Origin of the sequence: Amycolatopsis sp. MJM2582 (assembly GCF_000754115.1) — a bacterium.
GTDB lineage: Bacteria > Actinomycetota > Actinomycetes > Mycobacteriales > Pseudonocardiaceae > Amycolatopsis > Amycolatopsis japonica.
The window spans coordinates 1-19,912 of record NZ_JPLW01000003.1; the positions used below are offsets into that span (position 1 = coordinate 1).

Here is a 19,912-nt window from a genome sequence, read left to right on the forward strand (position 1 = left end):
ATCGTGACGTGGTCGCCGAGATTGTGCCGCAGGTTCTGCCCGTAGTCGCTGATCACCCGGAGCCGGTCGGCGGCCGGGTTGAAGTCGACGCCGAAGTCCTTGCCGTACAACGGAACGCTCAGTTGCGAGACCTTCGTGACGATGACGTCGGGTGCCGCGGGCGGGAATTTGATCGTGTAGATACAGCCTTTCTCGCCCACGCCGTACAACAAACCGTTCTGGACGCGGAAATCGAGCCCGATCAGGCGCGTTTCCCCGCAGGTGAGGCCCTGTACGAGCCGGACCCAGTCGAGGACCTGGGGTGTGTCGGTGTAGAAGGTGGCCATCAGCTTGCCGTCCGACGAGATCGCGAACGCCCGCGGCCCGGCGGCTTGCGCCGAGGTCGCGGTCCCGACGACAAGCGTCGTCGCGAGCGCCACCACGGTCAAGACCTTCGTGAGTCGTGCCCTCATCCGTACTCCCCTCAGCGGAAACTGTGCGAGCACAAGCTATTCGGCGGCACTGGACGGCCATTGGACGTCGGTTGGACCCGGCATCCGGCGGCTTGCGGACGAGCGGGTCCGGCGGAACAGTGGGAGCGATGAACGTCCTTGTCTGCTCGGCGATCCTCTGTGCCGGTCTCACGTTCGCCGTGCCCGGTGAGGCGGAAGCGGTCCGGGAATGCGCTTCCGGTGCCAAGGTCATCAAGCCGGTCGTGCTCGAAGATCCGGGGAGGTGGACCTACACGTTCGACCTTTCGTGGTGCGCGGAGGGCGGGAGCATCGTTTGGGCGGACCCCTCGGTGACGGCGCGGGTGCACAGCCCGGCCTGTCGCTGGGTCGGCCGCGTCGAGGAGTCGATCAGGCGACTCCCGGACAAGACGTGGAGCGTGTTCGACATGAGCGAGTTCTCCTGCCAGGACGGCGCGGGCAAGGAACACGGCGTCAACCCGTGGGTCGTCGTGACCTTCCATCCGGCGGGCACGTACGACGCCAGCGGTGACATCGCGGCCTAGGCCCGGAGGATCGAATCCACCGCGGCCGACGCCCGTCTTCGCAACGCGTGATAGCCCGCCTGCTCGGCGAGGGAGAGCGCCTGACGGGCCTGCCCGAGGTCGCCGGTGACGGTGGCGAGCCCGATGAGCGCGTCTGCCTCGGGATACCGGTCGCCGGTTTCCCGCAGCAGCACCAAAGCCTGCCGGTACCGGCGGACGGCGTCCTGCCGGTGTCCCGCGCGCTGATGCACGCGCGCGAGTGCGACGAGCGCCTCGCCCTCGCCGCGTGGTTCGCCGGTCTCTCGCGCGAGCCGCAGCCCTTCGCGCGCGTGGTCGAGCGCGTCCGAGTGACGGCCGAGATCGCAGTACACCGACGCGAGTCTGCCGAGCGTTTCCGCTTCTCCGGCGCGATTCCCGACCTCGCGATGCAGCACGAGCGCCTTGGCGAGCAGCCCGGCGGCCTCCGTGACCCGGCCGCGGGCGTGCTGCGTCTGCCCGAGGTTGGCCAGGTTGATCGCCTCCCCGTAACGCGAGCCGATGCCGCGATACCGGCGCAGTGCCTGGACGTAATGCCCGGCAGCCCCGGAAAGATCGCCCATCTCCCACTGCACCAGCCCCAGATTGCCCAGCGCGACGGCCTCCCCGGCGGGGGTTCCGGCGCGTCTGCTCAGCTCCAGCCCCCGCGAGAACCGTGCCGCGGCCGCCGGGAGCCGTCCGGATTGCCAGTACACACAACCGAGATTGCCCAGCACCGCGGCCTGCGCCTCCACCCAGCCCGCCCGCCGGGCGAGCACGAGCGCGCCGGTGTAGTCCCGGACGGCCTTTCGATACCGCCCCTGACGGAAACCCAGATCCGCCAGGCTGAACCGGGCGGACGCGCGGGCGCGGAGATCGCCGTCCTCCTCGGCGGCGGACAACGCGGCTTCGGCGGTCGCCCGCCATTCCACCTGGCGCGACGACATCCAGAAGTAGCCACGCAGGGCGTCGGACAGCAGCCAGGCGACCGAAAGCGGTCCGGTCCGCGCCGCGTCTTCGGCGGCGGCGGCAAGACTTCCCAGCTCGGTTTCCAGCCAGTCCGCCGCCGAGGCGGGAACCGGGCCGCCGGGCACGGCCAGCGGGATCCGGAACATGTGCGGGTACAACAGTTTCGCCGCGGCGTCGACGCCACGCAGGTACCACTCGTGCAGGCGTTGCCGGGCGGATCCGATCTCCGCCGGGGATTCCCGCAGGCGATCGGCGGCATAACGGCGAAGCAGGTCATGGAAGTGATAGCGATCCGGCGCGTGCTGCTCGACGAGATGCGCACCCGCGAGCGTGTCCAGCATCCGCCCCGCCTCGTCCGAACCGGTGAGGATCTCGACCGCTTCGACGCCGATGTCGTTGCCCGGCACCAGGCTCAGCAGCCGGAACAGCCGGCGTGTTTCCGCGGGCAAGGCCGCGTACGAAAGGTCGAACGCGGTCCGGACGGCGATCTGCTCGTCGCCCGGCACGGAGAGCGCGGCGAGCGGATTACCTTTGCGCAGCTCGATGGCGTAGTCCTCGATACCGTTCCCTGGATCGTCGGCGAGATTGGCCGCCGCGATCCTCAGCGCCAGCGGAAGATACGCGCACAGCCCGGCGACCTCGACGGCCGCTTCGTGCTCGGCCCGGACCCGCTCGACGCCGAGCAGCCGCGCGAGCAGTTCCAGCGCTTCACCGGGATCGAGGACACCCAAGGTGATCCGCCGGGCGCCGTGCAAGGCGACCAGCCCGGCCATCCGGTCCCGTGCGGTGACCAGCACCAGACAGCCGGGGCCGGCGGGCAGCAGCGGCCGGACCTGCTCGACGTCGACGGCGTTGTCCAGCACCACCAACGCCTTCCGGTCGGTCATCAGCGTCCGGTACAGCGCGGACGCGGTCTCCGTGTCCGCCGGAAGCCGTTCGGCGGGGATCTCCAGCGCGGCCAGGAACCGGGTGAGCACTTCGAGTGCCGTCGCGGGCGCGCCGCCGGAATGGCCGCGCAGGTTCGCGTAGAACTGCCCGTCCGGGAACCGGTCCTTCACCCGATGCGCCCAGTGCACGGCCAGCGCGGTCTTCCCGGCGCCCGCCGTTCCCGTGACGGCCGCGATCGCCACCGCGCCACCGGAGCGGCCGGGACGCGGCACCAGCTCGTCCAAAATGGACAGTTCAGTCGCCCGGCCGGTGAACCCGGGTGGTTCGGCGGGCAACTGCCGGGGAACCCGGGTGGCGGGACGCGGGCTCGGGAGCGGTTCGCCGTCTTCGAGCAGGGCGGTGTGCGCCGCGACGAGTTCCGGCCCGGGTTCGACGCCCAGTTCCTCGAGTAGCCGCTCACGAATGTCCTGGTAGAGCCGGAAAGCCGTCGCCCGCTGGCCCGCGCGATGGTACGCGCGGAGCAACCGGGCTTGCGCGGGTTCGTCCAGCGGCTGATCCGCGGCGGCTTCGACCAGTTCGGTCAGCACTTCGTCGACGGCACCGATCGCGAGCATCGCGTCGCCGTAGCGGGCGAGCAGCGCGCGGCGTTCCGCGAGCAGGGCCAGGACCTTGGGATGTGTTGCGAGCGAAGGTACATCGGCCAGCGGCCTGCCACGCCACCGGCGCACGGCCTCGCCGAACAGGGACGCGGCACGGCCGGTCTCGCCGTCGCGCTGGGCGTCGTTCGCTTGGGCGACGAGCCCGCGGACGTGGGGCAGGTCGATTTCGACGGCGTCCCAGCGCACCGCGTAACCGCCGCCGACATGGGGCAGGATGTCGCTTCCGGATCGCGACGGGCGGCCGGGTTCCAGCAGCCGCCGCAGGTGTTTGACGTGTGTCTGGAGGACGTTCACCGCGCTGCGCGGCGGCCGGTCACCCCACAGCGCGTCCACCAGTTCCTGCTTGGACATCGCCTCGCCGCCGGCGAGCACGAGCAGACCCAAGACGGCGCGGCGGCCCGGTGGGCCCAGGTCGACCTCCGCCCCGGCCAGCCACACGCGCAGCGAGCCCAGCACCTGGATCCGCACGGCCACCGGCAGGAACGTAGCGAGCCCTTCCGCGCCGCACAAGGAAAAACGACGGAAAGGGCCCCGCTGCGCCCGGCTTTGGGGCCGCTCAGGCTAATGCCCGGCGGGCTGGAGGTCGTGGCCGTTCCAGGTGAACCGGGCCGTGGTGACCGCGTCGTCGCCGTCACCGCCGGTGATGAGCTGGTGGATCCCGACGCCGCCGAGTTCGGCGTAGGTGCACCATTCGTGGTCCGACGTCAGCATCAGGTCGAGGTCGAGTGCGGACAGCAGGCCGAACACCTGCCCCCGGTTGGTGGTGTCGACGCCGACGAACACCTCGTCGAGCAGGATCACCCTCGGCGCCTCGGGCGCGGCCTGGTAGTGCGCGGCGACGGCGGCGAACAGCGGCAGGTGCAGCGCGATCGCCTTCTCCCCACCGGAAAGCGCGCCGTGCAGCTTCTTGGTCAGCAGCTGCCAGCCCGCCCCGTTCGCGCGGTCCACCTTGACCACGAACCGGTGCCACGACGTGTAGTCGAAGACCTGCGCGAGCTGCTGTTCCCAGCTGGTCGCCGTGTCGTCCGCCTTCGCCTGCTCGACGCGCTCACGGAAGAACTTGTGCAGCGACACACGGTCTTCGGCGGTCAGCTGATCCGGATCCTTCAGCAGCAGATCCCGCGCGGTCTTGGTACCCGGCGGCAGATCCGGGGAGACCTGCCAGACCAGCCGGACGGCGACCCTCGACGCGGTCCGCACGCGTTCCAGCCGCGCGTTCATGCCGTCGACGAGGTCGTTGGCCTGCCGGATGCGGGCCGCGAGATGACGGCGGGTGTCGCCGGTCAGCGTCTTGTCGAACAGGTCGCTCTCGCGATCGGTGATCTCGTGCCTGCTCTGCTCCGCTTCCGCGTAAAGGATCTTGAGCAGTTCGGCCGCGCCGACCCGCAGCCCGTCGACGACGGCGGTGAAGATCTGGACGTCCTCGTCGGTCTCCAGATCGAGTTCCGCGCGCGAGCTGAGCGTGTTCCGGCAGGTGTGCACGGCTTCCGACAGCCGGTGCAGTGCCTCACCGAGGTTGCTCGGCGCGTGCGGCACGGACGGCCACGCGGCGGCCACCAGCCGGGCCGTGTCCAGCGCCGCACGGACGCTCTCGGACGCGGACAGGGTGGCCTGGAACTTCGGCAGATCCTCGATCCCGCCGTCCGCGGGGAAGATCCCGGTGGCGAGCTTCCGGAACCGGAGCGCGGCGGCGTCCTGCTTCTTGGCCGCCTCTTCGCGTGCCCGCGCGTCGGTGGTCCGGCGGACGCCGAGCGCGCCCAGCGACACCGCGAGCTCCTTGGCGTCGGCGTTCGCGGCGCGGAGTTCGCCCGAGAGTTCACGCAGTTTCGTGCGCAGGCCGTCGATCTCGGCGAGCACCTCGCGCTGGCCGGTGCCGACCGTCCCGTCGATCGCGTCGAGCATCGCGGTGAGCTTGGTGCGTTCGGCCTCCGCGTCGGCGGCCTCGTCCTCGCGCCGGGCCGCGTTCCCCTCCGACCGGTCCGCCTGCTCGGCGCACAGCTCGGCCCGCTGGGTCGCGGTGAGCAGGTTCCCGTGCTCGTACAACCAGTTCTCGCCCTGGTCGGAGTACGTACGCAGAGCCGTGGCGAGCGCGGCCAGCGGTGCGCGTTCGGTCGGCAACCCGGATTCCGAAGCCTGCGCGGTCAGCTCGTGCAGCGCGGTCTTGGCCTCGATCTCCAGCGCGGAGACGGCGCCCTCCAGATGCCGGACGGCGGCGTCGGCGGCGGTCAGCTCGGCCTCGGCCGTGGTCAGTTCCCCTGTGGCGGCGAGGAGATCGTCGTGACCGGGGCGGGCGGCGCGTTCGATCTTGATCAGCTCGCGCCTGCCGCGCAGGGCGGCCAGCTCGCCCTCCAGCTCGGCGATGGTCTTCTCACGGAGGGAGATCTTGTCCCGCAGCGCGGCGATGCGGCGTTCGCGGGCGCGCAGCCGCGCGGAACCGCCAATGTAGGCCGGGGCGTCCTTCGCCCAGCTACCCGACAGGCTGCCCATCCGCCAGCCACCGTCCGCGCCGATCGCCGCGGGACCGGCGGGGAGGGTGTCGTCGAACGCGATCACTTCCAGGATCCGGCGGATCTTCGTGGGGGAAACCTCCGCGTCGGGTTCCGGCACGAGGACGTCGGCGAGCGAACGACCGGAGGCCACCGGCAGCGTCCCGGACTCCGCGAGCACGTCGTGCCCGTCGACGACCCCGTGGGAGTTCACCCAGGCGTCCAGCAGACCGGCGCCTTCGAGCGCGGCCTCGATCCCCGCGTGGCTGCTTTCCGGGACCGAGCCGGCGAAATCGACCAGCCGCCACAACGGCGCGCCGCTCATCTCGGCCCGGTCCGCCGTGCGGGTGCGCGGCGGCTCGGGCGCGAGGATGTCCTCCGTTTCGAGCACGCCCGCCTCGACGAGGAGTTCGTCGTGCTCGGCGCGCGCGGTGGCCAGCGCGGCACCGGTCGCCGCCTCCCGCCGGATGATGTCTTCGAGCACGGTCTCGGCGACGACGCCGAGCCTGCCCAGCAGCGAGACCTCCGCCTCGGCGTCCCGGACGACCGCTTCCACGTCGGGGAAGCGCAGCTCGCGGCAGCCGATCGCCCATTCGGCGAGCCGGGTGCGCAGATCGCTCAGCGCGAGTTCCCGCGTCGCCGTCGTGAGTTCGACCCGCTCCTGCGCGACCGAGAAATCCGCTCGTGCGCGGTCCAGGTCCGCTTCGGCCTGGTGACGTCGTCCGACGGCGCGTTCGTGTTTGTCCAGTGTCCGGCCGAGTGCCTCGACCTGATCGCGTTTGCCGCGGACGGCGGCCTGCAGCAACGGGCGGAGCCGGGCCGGTTCGTCCAGCCCGGCGACGAGTTCGTCGTGTACCCCGGCCAGATTCGCGCGGGTCGCAGCGGCGCGGACCTCGGTCTCCAGCGAGCGCACGAGGTCGGCCTGCCGTTTCACGACCTGCTTCGCCGCCCATGAGCGCTCCTCGTCGGCATCCGCCTCGGCACGGAGCCGGTCCGCGTCCGCGCGCAGTGCCTCCGCTTTCTCGCTCGTGGACAAGGTCCGTTGCCGCAGCTTGTCGAGCTCCTGGCCCTTGCGATACGACTCGGATTCGGTCAGCCCCGACAGACGCGCTTCGGTCTCTTCGACGTCTTTTTCGAGCTTCGCCGCCCGTGCTTCGGCGGCCTCCTTCTTCGCGGCCACTTCGTCGTGCTCCTCGGCCGAACGGCGGGCGGCCGCGGCGAGCTCGTCGAGTTCCGTGGTGGCGTTGATGAGGTTCGCGGCGCCCGCGCGCAGCACACGCTGGGCGTAGGTCTTCTGCCGCGCGGCGAGCGCGCGGGTCGCGTCGACCTCGGTCTCCAGCGAGCCCAGCCGTTCGCGTTGCGCGTCGAGCCGCTCGAAACCCTCGGCGAGGTCCGCGATCTCCTGCTGCCCCAACGGCGGAAGCGCGCGGGAGAGCAGGTTGGACAGCAGGCTCGGGTCGAGCCGCTGCGAGAGTTTGGGCATCCGCAGCTGCAGCAGCGCGGTGATCAGCGCGTCGTAGCGCTGTTCGCTCAAAGTGGGGAACAGTTTCGCGCGGATCGCCGCGCGGTACTCGGCCGCGCCGTCGTGCACCGTCCCGTGCTCGCCGAGCGCCTCTTCCAGCGCGCCCTTGGTCAGTGGCTGACCGGCCTCGTTGACCAACGCCAGGCCGTCGCCCACGCGCAGATCGGTGGTGAAGAAATCGGCGTGCACCGTGCTGGTGTGGGTGCTGGCCTGCAGCCGCGCGCCGCAGGTGAACCACTTTTCGCCCGCCATGCCGAATTCGAGCCAGACGTACCCGACGCGCGTGGCGCCGGAAGCGCCTTCACCCATCAGGTTCCAGTGCATGCTGCGCTCGCTGGTGCCGAACGTCGACAACCGGTTCGCGCGCAGGCTCGCGTCGAACAGGAACGGCAGCAGCAGCTCCAGCGCCTTCGACTTCCCGCTCCCGTTGGGACCGCGCAGCAGCAGGCGCCCGTCGTGGAACTCGAAGATCTCGTCGTAGTAGCGCCAGATGTTGAGGATGCCCGCACGGGAGGGGATCCACCTCGTCACGGTCACGGTGCCTCCTCGGTGCGGTCGGTGTACCTCGCGGCGGCCGGGAGCGGCCGGACGAGTTCGGCTTCGGTGCGGACCAGTCCGAAGCCGGTCAGCACGGCGAGCGCGTCGACGGTCAGCCGTCGCACGCCGTCCTTGCCCCGGTACGTCTTGGCCCAGCGCGGGAAGCGTTTCAGCAGTTTGGCGGTCGCCTTCTGCAGGTAGTCGATGGTCCGCGGCTCGTCGAGCACGTCGAGCAGCAGGAGCGCGGCGACCTTCGCGTTGCTGCCGTCGTCCGGGAACCGCTCGTCGGTGGCCAGCCCGTCGACGTCGACGAGCAGCACACCCTCCGCGCGCTCTTCGAGGACGAAACCGCCCTGCTCGGCGGCACGCCGCAGCAACTGGCGGCCGGTCGGCGTGCCGAGGTACGCGCGTTCCTCCGCGGTCAGTTCGGCGAAGTACAGCACCGGATCGTCGACGAGACGGCGGAACACCGTGTGCCGCAGCCACAGGTTCCGCTGGACGTCCGACGCGCTCGGCGTGTCCTCGTGGCGGCCGGAGGAAAGGCCGTAGCGCTGCTCGTGCGACACCGCCTCCAGCAGTTCCTCGAACCGCAGCGCGACGTCGTCGGCGGGCACGGCCAGCTGGGAAGGACCGACCGGCGCGGCGAGCAGCCGCAGCAACAGTGTCGCGTCGACCCGGAACAGCACCTTCGCCGCCGGATCGTCCACAAAGGACTCCGGATCCCCGTCGGCCGCTTCGAGGACGCCGAAGGACTCCAGGAGCTTGAGGACGTCTACGAACGCCAAACGCTCCGCCCTGGTGGCGACGTCGAACGTGGTGACGAGATCGTCGGCGGCGCTCGCCTGCGCGACGCGGCCGGCGAGGAGTCCGATGGTCGTCACCGGCACGGTCAGCAGTTCGGCCGCCACCACGCACAGCAGGACGTAGCGGCGGCGGTCGAACGCCGCGCGCCCGGAGCGCAGCCGTCGCGCAGGTCGGGTGGGGTCGGCGGCCGCGCGGACCTTGACCAGCCGGGCGTAGCCGAGCCGCGGTTCGACCGTGAGCGTCCATCCGCAGTAGTAGTCGAACCACTGCCGGATGGGTTCGCGGCGGCGCCGGATGAGGTCGAAGGTCTCGGGGGAGCCGCGTTCGCCGATCAGCGGGGTGGCCAGCAGGGCCCGGATCCCGCGCGCGACCTCTTCGCGTTCCGCGATGACCAGTTGGTTCGTGAGGCTCACGCACCGCCTCCGGCCGTGCTGATCTCGATTTCGTAGTCGGGGCCACGGAAGACGCCGCTCGTGGTGGTCAGGCGCGCGACCGCGCCGTTCCGCGGTGGCCGCAGGACGATCTCGATCTGGCCGTCGGACGTCGTGCTCCGCCGGGCGCCCTCCGCGCCGGGAGGCCTGCCCAGCGCCTGTCCCAGCAGATCCAGCAGCCGCTCGAAAACGGTGTGGTCCAGCTTCTCGAACGCCGAAAGCCGCACGACGCCGCCGGTGTCGAGCATGTTCCACGCGGCTTCGAGCTCGGCGCGTTCCTGCAGGGCTTTTTCGGCTCTCGCGGCTCTGATCGCGCTGACGTCGCGGACCCGCCCGGTCCGGGTGAACCGCTCGGTGCGGCCCGCGGAGCGGAGCAGTTCCGACACCTCGACCGGCGGCGCGTCGAGCCACGAAGCCGTCGTGCTGACCACTTCCGGGTCGGCGTGGGCGAGATGCGCGTGCCGCGCGGAGCTCAGGCCGAACATCGTGGACCACAGGCGATGCAGGTCCTCCTGCGCCGGGACGACGGTGAACCACCGCGCCAGCTCCCGGAAATCGGCGACCGCGCTGCTCGCGCGCCGCCGCGACTCGGTGATCCGGTCCAGGACCTGGAGAAGCGTGATGATCGCCCGCCGCGCGAGGTTGTGGAGGTCCTCGACCCGCGGCGTCGCCCCGTCCGCGGGCAGGAACCACGCGCGCAGCCCGTCCCACCGCGCCTTGCGGACGTCGAGCCAGCGCTGATCCGGGTTGTTGAGGGCCGCTCCGTTGAGCGCCCGCCGGTGCACGCGCTCGATGCCGTGGTCGTCGATCTCCTTGATGCGGGTGGCGATGGTGTGGGTGTGATGCTCGAGATCGTTGAGGAACTCCTGCAGATACGCGACCGTCGCCGCCTTGACCTCGTGGAACGTCGCGAGATCGGCCTCCGCGTGCAGCAGGCGCTGGAGGTCGCCGTTGAAGCGCTTCGTGTTGTCGCGGAACGCTTCGAGGTGGCCCTCGACTTCGGAGAGCGCACTGAAAACACGCCTGTCGGTGCCGTCTTCGAGCTGCTTCGCGAGCTCACCGAGCCGTTCGCCGAGCGCTTCGAGCGTCGCCGTCTGAAGCGCCCCCGTCGCGTTGAGCACCTCGTTCGCGCGGACCACACCCGCGTACGCCGCCTCGCCCTGCCGGGTCAGCGCGTACTGGAGATTGCGGCGCTCGTACTCGGACGCGGTCCGGTAGTCACCCGCGTGGCTCTGGACGACGTCGAGGTGGCCCTGGCCCTTGAGCTGGTCCAACGCCTTGACGAGGTCTTCGTCGTCGAGCGTCTCCAGCCAGCCGACCTCACGCAGCCGCGTGCGGACGTCGTCGATCCCGAGCGCCGTCTCCAGCCGCTCGTTCGCCTCGCCGAAGGCGTGCAGGATCGCCAGGGGAAGCCCTGATCTGCTCCCGTCGGTGAAACGGAACAGCTCGGGCGGTACACGGAACGGATCCATGCGTCCTCCGGCGGATGGTGCGTGGAGGTACACGTTAGGGGGTCACCCAGGCGAGTCCGAACGGCCCATCTTTTTCACGCAGAGTGCTCACGTCGTGAACATCTCGAGACGCACCGTGGTTCCCTCGATGGTGACCCTGCGGTAGACGTGACGACCGTTGACGACCCGGTCGTCGTTCAGGACCCCGGGCGCGAAGTTCGACCCTTCGAGCAGCTTGGGCACGTCCTCCGCAGGCAGGGTGAGGACGACGACGTAGCGCGAGTCGATGCCCCGGTCGTACTGCGTCTCCAGCACCTTGCCGCTGGCTGGCATCGAGATCCCGCCGAACCGGAAGGCGTCCTCCGGTGTCGGGCTTGGCGGGGGCGTCGCACAGCCGGCCAGGAGGAGGGCGAGGACCGCGAGGAGGGCTTTCACCTAGCGTGAGACGCACGGTGGACGTAAGCGTTCCGTCACACTTGGACGGGGATGACAGGGGCGGTGCGACACGTTGTACTGGGTGTCAACGACCGAAGGAGATCTACAGTGACGGAAAAGGCTGTTCTCGCGGGCGGCTGCTTCTGGGGCATGCAGGACCTGTTCCGCCGGCACCCCGGGGTCGTCTCCACCAGGGTCGGCTACACCGGCGGCGACGTGCCGAACGCGACCTACCGCAACCACGGCTCCCACGCCGAAGGCATCGAGATCGTCTTCGACCCGGAGCAGCTGACGTATCGGCAGATCCTGGAGTTCTTCTTCCAGATCCACGACCCGACGACCCGCAACCGCCAGGGCAATGACATCGGCACGAGCTACCGATCGGCGATCTTCTACACCGACGACAAGCAGAAGCAGGTCGCCGAACAGACGATCGCCGACGTCGACGCCTCCGGGAAGTGGCCGGGCAAGGTGGTCACCGAGGTGACCCAGGCCGGTGACTTCTGGGAAGCCGAGCCGGAGCACCAGGACTACCTGGAGCGCATCCCGAACGGCTACACCTGCCACTACGTGCGGCCGGAATGGCAACTCGGGGAGCGCTGATCGTCGCGCTGCACGTCTCTTCCGTGCACGCGTACGAGGGCCGTCCCTCTGACGGCCCTCGCCCCGATCCCGCTCCGGTCTCGCGCGACCATGTCGAGGTGCGCGCGGGGCTGGGGCTGGTGGGGGACCGGTACTTCAACCATCCCGCGCATCGCTCGGCCGCGGTCACGCTCTTCTCTTCCGCTGTCCCTGGCGATCCGCTGCTGGCCCGGCGGAACATCGTGCTGTCGGGCTTCGATGTGGACGCTTTGCCGCGGGGTTCGGTCGTGACTCTGGACTCCGGTGACGGTCCTGTGCGCTTCGAGGTGCACCGGCCCGCGAATCCGTGCGCTTGGATGGACGTCGTTTACCCTCGCGGGACTTTCGCTGCCCTGCGGGGCCGCGGTGGGAAGCGGTGCGTGCCGCTTGACGACGGCGTCTTACGCGTTGGTCCGGTAGAGATCTACTAAGCCATTGGCCACGGCGAGGCGCTGGTCGGCTTCGTCGAGGTCGAAGTGAGCGGGATCGAACTGGCCAGGGTCGTCGAGACCGAGCCAGTCGACCATGTCCTGGTGTTCCGGATGCCCGGGATCGCCGAGGATCTCGATCAGACGGGTATACCCACCGGTTCCGCCGACGTCCTCCGGCGGGCAAGCCGATTCGCCCGCGATACACCTTGGGTAACGCCCATTTGACGTGGCGACTGTGGCTTCCTCGACGAGGACTTCGTGGTCCCAGCTGTCGCCGAAGTCGTAGTTGTACAAGAGGCGGCCGCCGGGCTTCACGAGGTCGTCCAGCCGCACCTGCCGTTCGTCGCGGTACTGCAGCTCGGGCTCGGCTTCGCCGTAGTAGGTCTCCCCGTCGAGGAAGTAGTGCAAGTGGTAGTTCTCCCAGCCCATCGCGGCCTGGATGACGATGTGCAACCTGTCGAGCGGGATGGCCGACGGGACCAGCAAGCGTCGCCACACCGGGCGACTCTCGGTGTCCAGCAGAGTGATTTTCACCTGGTAGATCGGATCGCCGGCGTCCGGCTCGCCCAGGAGCCGTCGCATACCCGATCGGCCGAGCTCGGTCATCTCGGCTGATTCGTCCTGGAGGATTACGGCCCCCAATTGCCGAAGGGCATCGAGTGCGTGCGCGGTGTCGCGATCGGTGGCGAGGCGCAAAGTCTCGAGTTGGAGTTCGTTGAGATCTTCCAGCACATAAGGCGCGCTTACGACGTCCCAGACCAGCGCACACAAGCTCGCGATCGCGACAGCACCGTCCGCGGCGTACAACGACGCCAACGCGGCGCGGCTGCCATGCGTGAACTCCGGGCGCAGCAATGACTCGCCGAATCCCGAGTGCAGGAACGCCTCGCCGAGTTTCTCGAACCCGGTGAATAAGGCGAGCCACAGTTTCCGTGGGTCCTTGAGAAGCGCCTGATTCTTCTTCACCGGAACCAGCCGTTGCCCCGTTTTGCGAACCAGCCCCGCCGCCTTGGCGCACTCCACGACGAGCATCAGGTTGAGAAGGCGCTCGCTCGACCTGGTCCGGTACACGTGGCTGCCGATGGTCTGCTCGAGCACGTCACCGGTCTTCAGTAACGGCACCAGCGCTTTGGCATCTGCCAAGGTGATACGCCCGGTCTGGGTGAGCTTCAGCCCGTCGCCCACCCACTCGGTGAACGCGCGCACCTGCTCGACCAGTTCGGACTTCACCGCGAGATCCATGCCGCCCCTTCGAGTTTCAGTCATCCAGCCGGCACAGGTCACGCAGTCCCGCTTTGATCTGGTCCGGTGTCATGCTTCGCCGCTGGTAGACGTACTGCGCGGCCGCCAGTGGTGCGAGCAGCGCGTCGGCCCTGAAATGCGCGTCCGCTTCCGGTTCGATCTCGCTGATCAACGCGACCAGGTGACTGTGGTGCAGCCGGTACGCGCCGGTCACGAATCGAGCCATCGGCGTCTCCGTCTCCGCGACCATCAGCAGTTCGCCGTGGGTCTCAAGCCTGTCGACGTACGCTTCCAGAAACGCCCTCAGTCTTTGAGCCGCCGCGGCCCCGGGTCCGAACGGCGGCGGCCCACTGATGAACGCTTCCTGGAACTCGCGCTCGTTCTCGTCGAGCAGCGCCTGCGCCAACGCTCCCTTGTCCGGGAATCGGCGATACACGGTCCCGATCCCGACGCCCGCCTCCGCCGCGACCTCGTCCAACGCGAGCCCGTCGATCCCTTTGGCCGCAACGAGCTTGGCCGCCGCTCGGACGATCTTCTGCCGGTTGCGAGCCGCGTCCGCCCGCTCTGGAATCCCGGCTCCTGCGATGGGAAGCACCCAGTGAGCCTAACCGGTGGACAAGTGGAACTTTCTCCAGTTAACTAAGTGGAAGAACTTCCACTTAAGGAGACTTGGATGTCCGTCGAACACTTCACAAGCGATGACGCTTCGACCTGGTTCCAGCGGCTCGACCAGCAGATCTTCTTGGCCGACGTCCTCGCGCAAGACAGCGGCGCGGCCATGTCCGTCGGCTTCGCCCGCTATGGCAAGGGCGAGAAGAACCCCTGGAAGATGACCTACGACGAGGCCCTCGTCATCACTTCGGGCGTTTTCACGGTCGAGGGCCCTTCGGGTTCGGTGACGGCTCGGGCCGGCGAGGTGATCTACCTGCGTTCCGGTGCCGAGGTCGTCTACGTGGCCGACGAGGACACGGAACTCGTCTATGTCACCTATCCGCATTGGCTGGCCGCCACGGAATCTTCAATCGAAGCCCATCGTCTCGACGATTTCCACGAAGCCTGACGGCGACTTGAACCTCCCAAATAGGACAAGTAGCCTCAATCTGAGGGGGAGGGGTCTATGACGGGGTTCGAAGCTGATCCGAAAGCCTTGCGAGATGCGGCCGATCAGGCCAAGCGAGCCGCTGGAATCGTGCGTGAGCTGGATCTAGAGCGAGTGGCGGCGCTTTCCGGCGCGTTGACCGGAACCGAGTCGGCGAAGACCGCCGCCGAGCTCGGTCCGCATTGGGAGAGTTCCATCGGCGTCTGGGCGAAGGGTGTGGATTCCTACGCCGCGTCGCTGACCACCGCCGCAACTGCGTACCGCGCTCGAGATGGCGCCGGTGAGCAGGAATTCGATGGGCCGGGTGGCAATTGATGGTTACCTGGGCCGATGTCAGCCAATGGAACGCTGATGGGATAGGGCAGATCGGTGACCACTTGGCCGCGCAGAACCGCCAGGTGCTCGGGTTGCAGGACGAGATCGACGGTGCCAAGCCCGCCGGGTGGGCCGGGGAAGCAGCGGACGCGGCGACCGAGAACCTTCGCGCCCGATGTCAGGAACTCGAGGACCTGGCGGCGCGCTTGTCGGCAGCCGTGAAGATCATCGATGACACGGAGCAGGCTGTGCGCGATTTGGTGCGCAGCGTCGAGACGACCGAGGACTTCGCCACCAAGAACGGTTTCCGGATCGACAACGGCAAGGTCGTCGAGACCGAGGAAGCCACTGGGTTTCTCTCCAGCGTGCTCTTGCAGGTCGAAGTGGAAGCCATCCTGGCCCGCGCCGGCCAGATCGACACCGAACTGAACTCCGTGCTCAAGCGCATCATGGCCGGCGAGATCGGCGACGCCGGTGCGACGACGTTGGCCGCTGCCGCCGCGGCGGGTGAAGACCGCATCGCCGACGAACAGCGGCATCGCGATCTTCTGGCGAAATATCAGGTCAAGACGGACGGCACGACAGTGTGGCCGAGTGGCCTGACAGGCTGGCTCGCGGAGCGGGCGGGTTTCACTAAAGAGAAGATCACCCAAGCCGAAGCCAAACTGCTCGACGATCTGCAAATGCGCAAGGGATTGCTCGGGCTCAAGGAGTTCGCCGACATCCGGCAGGATGCCTTACACGTCGCAGAAGGCAAGTTCGAGGGCAAAGGCCTGACCGACGGGCACGCCGACGCGTTCCGCCACGCCTACTGGAACGCGATGATGACGCAGCGGTACGGAGAGGAATGGGCCCGCGACTTCGCCACGGCGCACGAGCGGAACCCGAACAGCCACCATGTCCCGGTGGCCATGGACCTCCACAACAACGAAGTCGGCCGCGCGATCGCCCGAGCCAACCCGGACGCCAGTCCCGAGCAGATGGCGAACCTGATCGAACAGGCGGTCAAGGACGGCAAAATGGTGGTCATCGACAAGAACGACACACTGGTATCGTCCAACGAATCGCCTCCTGGCGAGACCCGCGAAACCAAGAACAAGCCTTGGCCCACGGACAATCCGGGGCGCAACGACGACCACGACCCCGGCGACCCGTCGGCGTATCCGGACCAATACTGACCATGCGCTTGATAGTGACTCTGCTCGCCCTGCTCGCCCTCGTGGCGGGCTGTGGCACGAGCACCCCAGGAGTGACAGTGGAATTCGACGAAGGTCTCGAGAAGACGATCAGCGATCTCGCCCGGACTGGCGGTTCGCGACCGCTCAAGGAACTCGCGCCCGGCGATTGGACGTCAGTGCACATCCTCACCGGTCCCGCTTCAGGCGCCCGAATCGAACGCGAGCTCGGCAGGCCTGTCACGGTCGAGGGCGATGGCACCCATAGCGGCGACTACGTCCAGGATGGCAATCTGCTGGTGTTCGACCGCGACGGCGCCACCACACGGATGGTCAGTCTCGGCACTCTCGCCGCCCTTGGTGAGGGGAAGTATCAGGCCGATGTGGTGCTGCGGGCGCAGGGTGGCGCCATCACGATGACGGACCCGGACGGCCGTCCCGCAGGCCGCTAGTTGAGTCGTTGGCGCTGGGAATTGCCGAGCCGTTGGTTCCGGCTGAAGCCGAGGACGACGGCTCGTCCCAAGCCGAGGCTGATCTCTATCTGCTGTGCAACCAGTTCGGTCGCCGCGCCGCGTGTGCCTATCCATCCATCCCCGAGTAGGCCTGTGAACAAGGTGTTGTTCAGGTAGCGCGGAACGGTTCCATAGTCGATCCGTCGTCCTCGGCGCTTGGCTGGCTGGCCGTCGGCGAGCAGGGTCTCGACGTGTTCGCGGGCAAGGTACATTCCCGGTACGAGGTCCTGTGTCCCTGGCTCGAAGGGGACAGGGTCGCAGAATTTGAAGAAGGTCGCCGAACGCATCAGTTGGATGTCTGCCGGCCTGTAGTCGACCGAGCAAGCCTTGTCGATCTCGCGCATGCGGGACAGTTCGCTCGCGAAGTTCTTGTCGCTGTCCGGCCTGTAGACGAGATCCTGACCCTTCGAGTCGAACTTCTTGTATTGGACCAAAACAAAACACCTGTGAAAGTCGTTGTAGTAAATAAGGTCTACGCCGGTTTGTCGTTCGAGGGAACGAGTGTTCGCATAGTAGATGCGCAGTTCACGGCCACCGCGGCTATGGCTTCGTGCCGTCCAGTCGATCGCTTGCCCGGTGGGCCAGCCGGGGAGGTGCATGAAGTCGTTCCGGATCAGATCATCCTCATGTGGGACTGCATCCCCCGGGATGGCGTGGTAGAAGGCGGTCGAAGTGGTTGACGTGGGCCAGTTCCTGATGGGCGCACGGTCCATTCCGAACGCAGTCAGGAGGACGTTGCTCGCGTCACGCTGCCCCAAGGAGCTGCCGACGGCATCTCCTGTCTGCACCGGCACGGCCACCCTTGACTGGAGTTCCGCTAACAGCGACGCGAGCGACGGAGATTCCTGCGCCAGTGCGTTGACCAGGCGCTGCGCCCGGGCGGCTGTCAGGGGATCTTCCGCATGGATGGCGTCGGAAAAACCCTTGAGACGGGCAGAGATGCTGTCGACGGGTATCGGCGAGGGCAGGGCGATGAACTCCTCGACCTCGATGCGCCGCTCGTAGGAGGTCGCTTGACGACCTGGAATCGCCACGCCCAAACCGACGATATATTCCGGTTCGCTGTCTAGCGCGCGGTCGACGAAGACGACGAGGTATCGACGTCGAAGGTGCCACTTGCGCTTTGACGAGGCCGGATATGCGAAGACCGGCGACTCGACGGTCCGCAAGGACTCGCCAAGGAGCCGAGAACGCATGACCTGGGTGAGCCGGAGCACCGCGACACGAAGATCCATTACGACATCGTGGCAGCTTGTCTTTCCGGATATCGGTGCTTTTAGATACTCAGCCCGGTGAGAGTAATGAGGCACGAGTGGTTGTTCATGCCTTCGGAACTGGTGACGTTGAAATCGACCTATCCTGGTAGGTGTGCCACTGCGGCTCACGAAACCGCACGTCAGGACGAGGTCAAGCTGATGCTGTCCCAGTGTCTCGTCCGCGGGGCTCGGACTACGTGCGGGTTTGGGCCGATCGGTTGAGTGGACGAGTGCCCCCGACGGGAGCGCCAAGGGGGACAAGTCTGGCCAGCGGTTTCGGAGCGGATGCTTGGTGGTGCAGGCCAGTTTTGTCTAGTAGTAGTCGTGTGACGCTCGCGCCCGGTGACGCGCCGTTGCCGTTTCGTCGGTACCACTCCACTAAGGGGTCATAACAGAATGAGTGGGTTTTGAGGCGGTGCCAGCAGATGATGGCGTAGCCGAGGGTGAGGAAGCCTTGGTGGAGGTCGTCGCGGATTTCCCAGCGGATGCGCAGGCGGCGGAACCAGTGCAGGAGGGCGAAGGCGCCTTCGACGACCCATCGGTGGACACCGAGGCCGGAGCCGTGGTGTTCACCGCGGCGGGCGATGACCGGTGTGATCCCCTCGGCGCGGACAAGGCGGCGGTATTTGTTGTGGTCATAGGCCCGGTCGGCGTAGACCCGGCGTGGCCGTCGCCCCGCACCGGTGGGATCGCGTGGATCAACGGCATCAGCTGGGTGACGTCGTGCCGGTTCCCGCCGGTCAGGGTAGTCGCCAAGGGGATGCCGGTGCCGTCGGTGATCACATGGTGTTTCGATCCGACACAGGCTCGGTCGACTGGACTGGGGCCGGTTTCCGGCCCCCTTTAACGCCCGCACATGCGATCCGTCGACCGCCGCCCGCGACCAGTCCAGCAGGTTCGCCCCATGCAGCTCCGCCAGCAGCAGCTCATGCAGCTGCTGCCACACCCCGGCCTCGGTCCAGTCCCGCAACCGACGTCAGCACGTCATGCCCGACCCATAGGCCAGCTCCTGCGGCAGAAACTCCCACGGAATCGCCGTATAGAGCACGAACATGATCCCGCACAACGCTTTACGGTCATCCAGCCGCTTACGCCCCGGATGCCGGAACCGACGCTCCACCCGCGGCAACAACGGCTCAATCCGCTCTCACAAACCATCATCACCTCCCACGGACGCCGCTGCCCCACCCAGCACACCCCTCCCCAGAAGATCAACGAGACACGACATCAAACCACGCTCGAGATCATTCTGTTAGGACCCTAAGTCGCAGATGACCGCCGCCTGCTGTACACCCAGGCGCTCAGCTTCGACGCTGTCTGGTTCGAATGATCTCGAAGACGACGTCCGCAGCTTCACCGTGCTGCTGATGGCGAGCCCGCGTCTCGGACTGGCCGTCGAGTTCATGCTGCGATCGGGGCATCAGCGTGTTTCAGTGCTTCGCGGTCGACTCTGTCGATTGGCGAGTGCCATGACGGCGTAGGTGAGGCGGACCGGGCATAGGGAACAGGTCCCTTCGCACTCCGCCGCCCCGCTGCTTGACTCGGCGTCGATCCAGTCGACTTCCTCCCCTGCGTTTCGCGCATGCTGCGTACGTCTGCCACTCCGGTGCACGCAGCGCCAGAAATGTGGTCATGCGACCGCGCCGCTTGGCTGCGGTTGACCGGTCTCTGTGGTCGAAGAGGACATCGGAGGAGAGGTCGGTTTCGTGGGGTGTGATGACACCCGAGAGCATGGCTCGTGTGAGGACGAGGTCTGGGTACCCGCACTTGTTGGCCATGGTTCGGTGTGCGCGCCTTGCAGGCTGAGCTGCCAATACGCCGCCATCAGGACGAGAGTCGAGGCCTGCCTGCCTGACTTGGCGCCTGTGGTACATCACCAGTCAAGCTGGCGGCGATGCGCGTGCTCTCGAATCTGAAGTGCTTTTGAGACAAAGCTCACGAGCTCGTGGGTCACCCGCGGACTTTCGCGAACTCGGCGCGCGGCGCCGATCTGGTACTTGGCTCGGACGAGTGTTGGAAGGATCTGTGACCGCCGTGTTGGATTCGTTACTGTTTGATTATTTCCAGCAGCGCGTATGTGGCGCTGCTTCG

General features: G+C 67.7%; 16 protein-coding genes and 1 pseudogene. 7 read left to right on the plus strand and 10 right to left on the minus strand.

Features of this window, described 5'->3' with window-relative positions; all coding sequences use genetic code 11:
* Positions 1-452: DUF4394 domain-containing protein (locus ED92_RS18700; RefSeq protein ID WP_037340430.1), on the minus strand; the 452-nt coding region annotated here is incomplete at its 3' end.
* A 128-nt stretch (positions 453-580) separates the two neighbouring features.
* On the opposite strand from ED92_RS18700, the gene ED92_RS18705 reads away from it, so the two are divergent.
* Complete coding sequence (locus ED92_RS18705; protein WP_037340432.1) at positions 581-994, plus strand: hypothetical protein; 414 nt, start codon at positions 581-583, stop codon at positions 992-994.
* Here the strand turns inward: ED92_RS18705 and ED92_RS18710 are convergent.
* From ED92_RS18710 to ED92_RS18730, 5 genes are all read right to left on the minus strand, one after another.
* Positions 991-3,978 (minus strand): BTAD domain-containing putative transcriptional regulator, encoded by a 2,988-nt coding sequence (locus ED92_RS18710; protein ID WP_235213329.1) that lies wholly within the window; start codon positions 3,976-3,978, stop codon positions 991-993. The two genes, ED92_RS18705 and ED92_RS18710, sit on opposite strands and share 4 nt — an antisense overlap.
* Before the next feature lie 87 nt (positions 3,979-4,065).
* Positions 4,066-8,049: a TIGR02680 family protein gene (locus ED92_RS18715; protein WP_037340434.1), complete on the minus strand. Its 3,984-nt coding sequence runs from the start codon at positions 8,047-8,049 to the stop codon at positions 4,066-4,068.
* Entirely contained in the window at positions 8,046-9,266 is a 1,221-nt protein-coding gene (locus tag ED92_RS18720) for a TIGR02678 family protein (protein WP_037340436.1), read from the minus strand. Before ED92_RS18720 ends, ED92_RS18715 begins: the two co-directional genes overlap by 4 nt.
* On the minus strand, positions 9,263-10,756 hold the full coding sequence (locus ED92_RS18725; protein ID WP_037340438.1) for a TIGR02677 family protein: 1,494 nt from the start codon (positions 10,754-10,756) through the stop codon (positions 9,263-9,265). The genes ED92_RS18720 and ED92_RS18725 overlap by 4 nt, the downstream gene beginning before the upstream one ends.
* A gap of 87 nt (positions 10,757-10,843) precedes the next feature.
* Complete coding sequence (locus ED92_RS18730) at positions 10,844-11,170, minus strand: hypothetical protein (protein WP_037340440.1); 327 nt, start codon at positions 11,168-11,170, stop codon at positions 10,844-10,846.
* 108 nt (positions 11,171-11,278) lie between these two features.
* Here ED92_RS18730 and msrA point away from each other — a divergent pair, with 108 nt between their 5' ends.
* A complete protein-coding gene (gene msrA / locus ED92_RS18735; RefSeq protein ID WP_037340442.1) occupies positions 11,279-11,773 on the plus strand; it encodes a peptide-methionine (S)-S-oxide reductase MsrA in 495 nt (164 codons plus the stop codon).
* Positions 11,752-12,222 (plus strand): molybdenum cofactor biosysynthesis protein, encoded by a 471-nt coding sequence (locus tag ED92_RS18740; RefSeq protein ID WP_037340444.1) that lies wholly within the window; start codon positions 11,752-11,754, stop codon positions 12,220-12,222. Before msrA ends, ED92_RS18740 begins: the two co-directional genes overlap by 22 nt.
* Here the strand turns inward: ED92_RS18740 and ED92_RS42530 are convergent.
* Positions 12,193-13,464: a plasmid pRiA4b ORF-3 family protein gene (locus ED92_RS42530; protein WP_152610974.1), complete on the minus strand. Its 1,272-nt coding sequence runs from the start codon at positions 13,462-13,464 to the stop codon at positions 12,193-12,195. The genes ED92_RS18740 and ED92_RS42530 overlap by 30 nt on opposite strands.
* A 16-nt stretch (positions 13,465-13,480) precedes the next feature.
* Entirely contained in the window at positions 13,481-14,059 is a 579-nt protein-coding gene (locus ED92_RS18750) for a TetR/AcrR family transcriptional regulator (RefSeq protein ID WP_037340446.1), read from the minus strand.
* Between the two features lie 78 nt (positions 14,060-14,137).
* On the opposite strand from ED92_RS18750, the gene ED92_RS18755 reads away from it, so the two are divergent.
* Genes ED92_RS18755 through ED92_RS18770 form a run of 4 tightly spaced genes read left to right on the plus strand, consistent with a single transcriptional unit; the run spans position 14,138 to position 16,505 of the window.
* Positions 14,138-14,524, plus strand: a complete 387-nt coding sequence (locus ED92_RS18755; RefSeq protein WP_037340448.1) for a cupin — start codon at positions 14,138-14,140, stop codon at positions 14,522-14,524.
* Positions 14,525-14,581: 57 nt separating this feature from the next.
* Positions 14,582-14,878 carry a hypothetical protein gene (locus tag ED92_RS18760; protein WP_037340450.1) on the plus strand — a complete coding sequence of 99 codons (297 nt, stop codon included), beginning with the start codon at positions 14,582-14,584 and terminating at the stop codon, positions 14,876-14,878.
* Positions 14,878-16,056 (plus strand): hypothetical protein, encoded by a 1,179-nt coding sequence (locus tag ED92_RS18765; RefSeq protein WP_037340452.1) that lies wholly within the window; start codon positions 14,878-14,880, stop codon positions 16,054-16,056. Before ED92_RS18760 ends, ED92_RS18765 begins: the two co-directional genes overlap by 1 nt.
* 14 nt (positions 16,057-16,070) lie before the next feature.
* The gene (locus tag ED92_RS18770; protein WP_235213330.1) at positions 16,071-16,505 is read left to right on the plus strand and encodes a hypothetical protein; all 435 of its coding nucleotides are present in this window, start codon (positions 16,071-16,073) and stop codon (positions 16,503-16,505) included.
* Here the strand turns inward: ED92_RS18770 and ED92_RS18775 are convergent.
* Together ED92_RS18775 and ED92_RS41965 are read right to left on the minus strand one after the other, a co-directional pair.
* On the minus strand, positions 16,502-17,800 hold the full coding sequence (locus tag ED92_RS18775) for a hypothetical protein (protein ID WP_037340456.1): 1,299 nt from the start codon (positions 17,798-17,800) through the stop codon (positions 16,502-16,504). The genes ED92_RS18770 and ED92_RS18775 overlap by 4 nt on opposite strands.
* Positions 17,801-18,227: 427 nt before the next feature.
* Positions 18,228-18,962: pseudogene (locus ED92_RS41965) on the minus strand (IS5 family transposase); the annotation flags it as partial.
* Positions 18,963-19,912: the final 950 nt, after the last annotated feature.

Coding starts and splice junctions, on each gene's coding strand:
- ED92_RS18760 (WP_037340450.1), top strand. CDS start 14,582: ATGACGGGGTTCGAAGCTGATCCGAAAGCCTTGCGAGATGCGGCCGAT.
- ED92_RS18765 (WP_037340452.1), top strand. CDS start 14,878: ATGGTTACCTGGGCCGATGTCAGCCAATGGAACGCTGATGGGATAGGG.
- ED92_RS18705 (WP_037340432.1), top strand. CDS start 581: ATGAACGTCCTTGTCTGCTCGGCGATCCTCTGTGCCGGTCTCACGTTC.
- ED92_RS18725 (WP_037340438.1), bottom strand. CDS start 10,756: ATGGATCCGTTCCGTGTACCGCCCGAGCTGTTCCGTTTCACCGACGGG.
- ED92_RS18740 (WP_037340444.1), top strand. CDS start 11,752: ATGGCAACTCGGGGAGCGCTGATCGTCGCGCTGCACGTCTCTTCCGTG.
- ED92_RS18755 (WP_037340448.1), top strand. CDS start 14,138: ATGTCCGTCGAACACTTCACAAGCGATGACGCTTCGACCTGGTTCCAG.
- ED92_RS42530 (WP_152610974.1), bottom strand. CDS start 13,464: ATGGATCTCGCGGTGAAGTCCGAACTGGTCGAGCAGGTGCGCGCGTTC.
- ED92_RS18775 (WP_037340456.1), bottom strand. CDS start 17,800: ATGGATCTTCGTGTCGCGGTGCTCCGGCTCACCCAGGTCATGCGTTCT.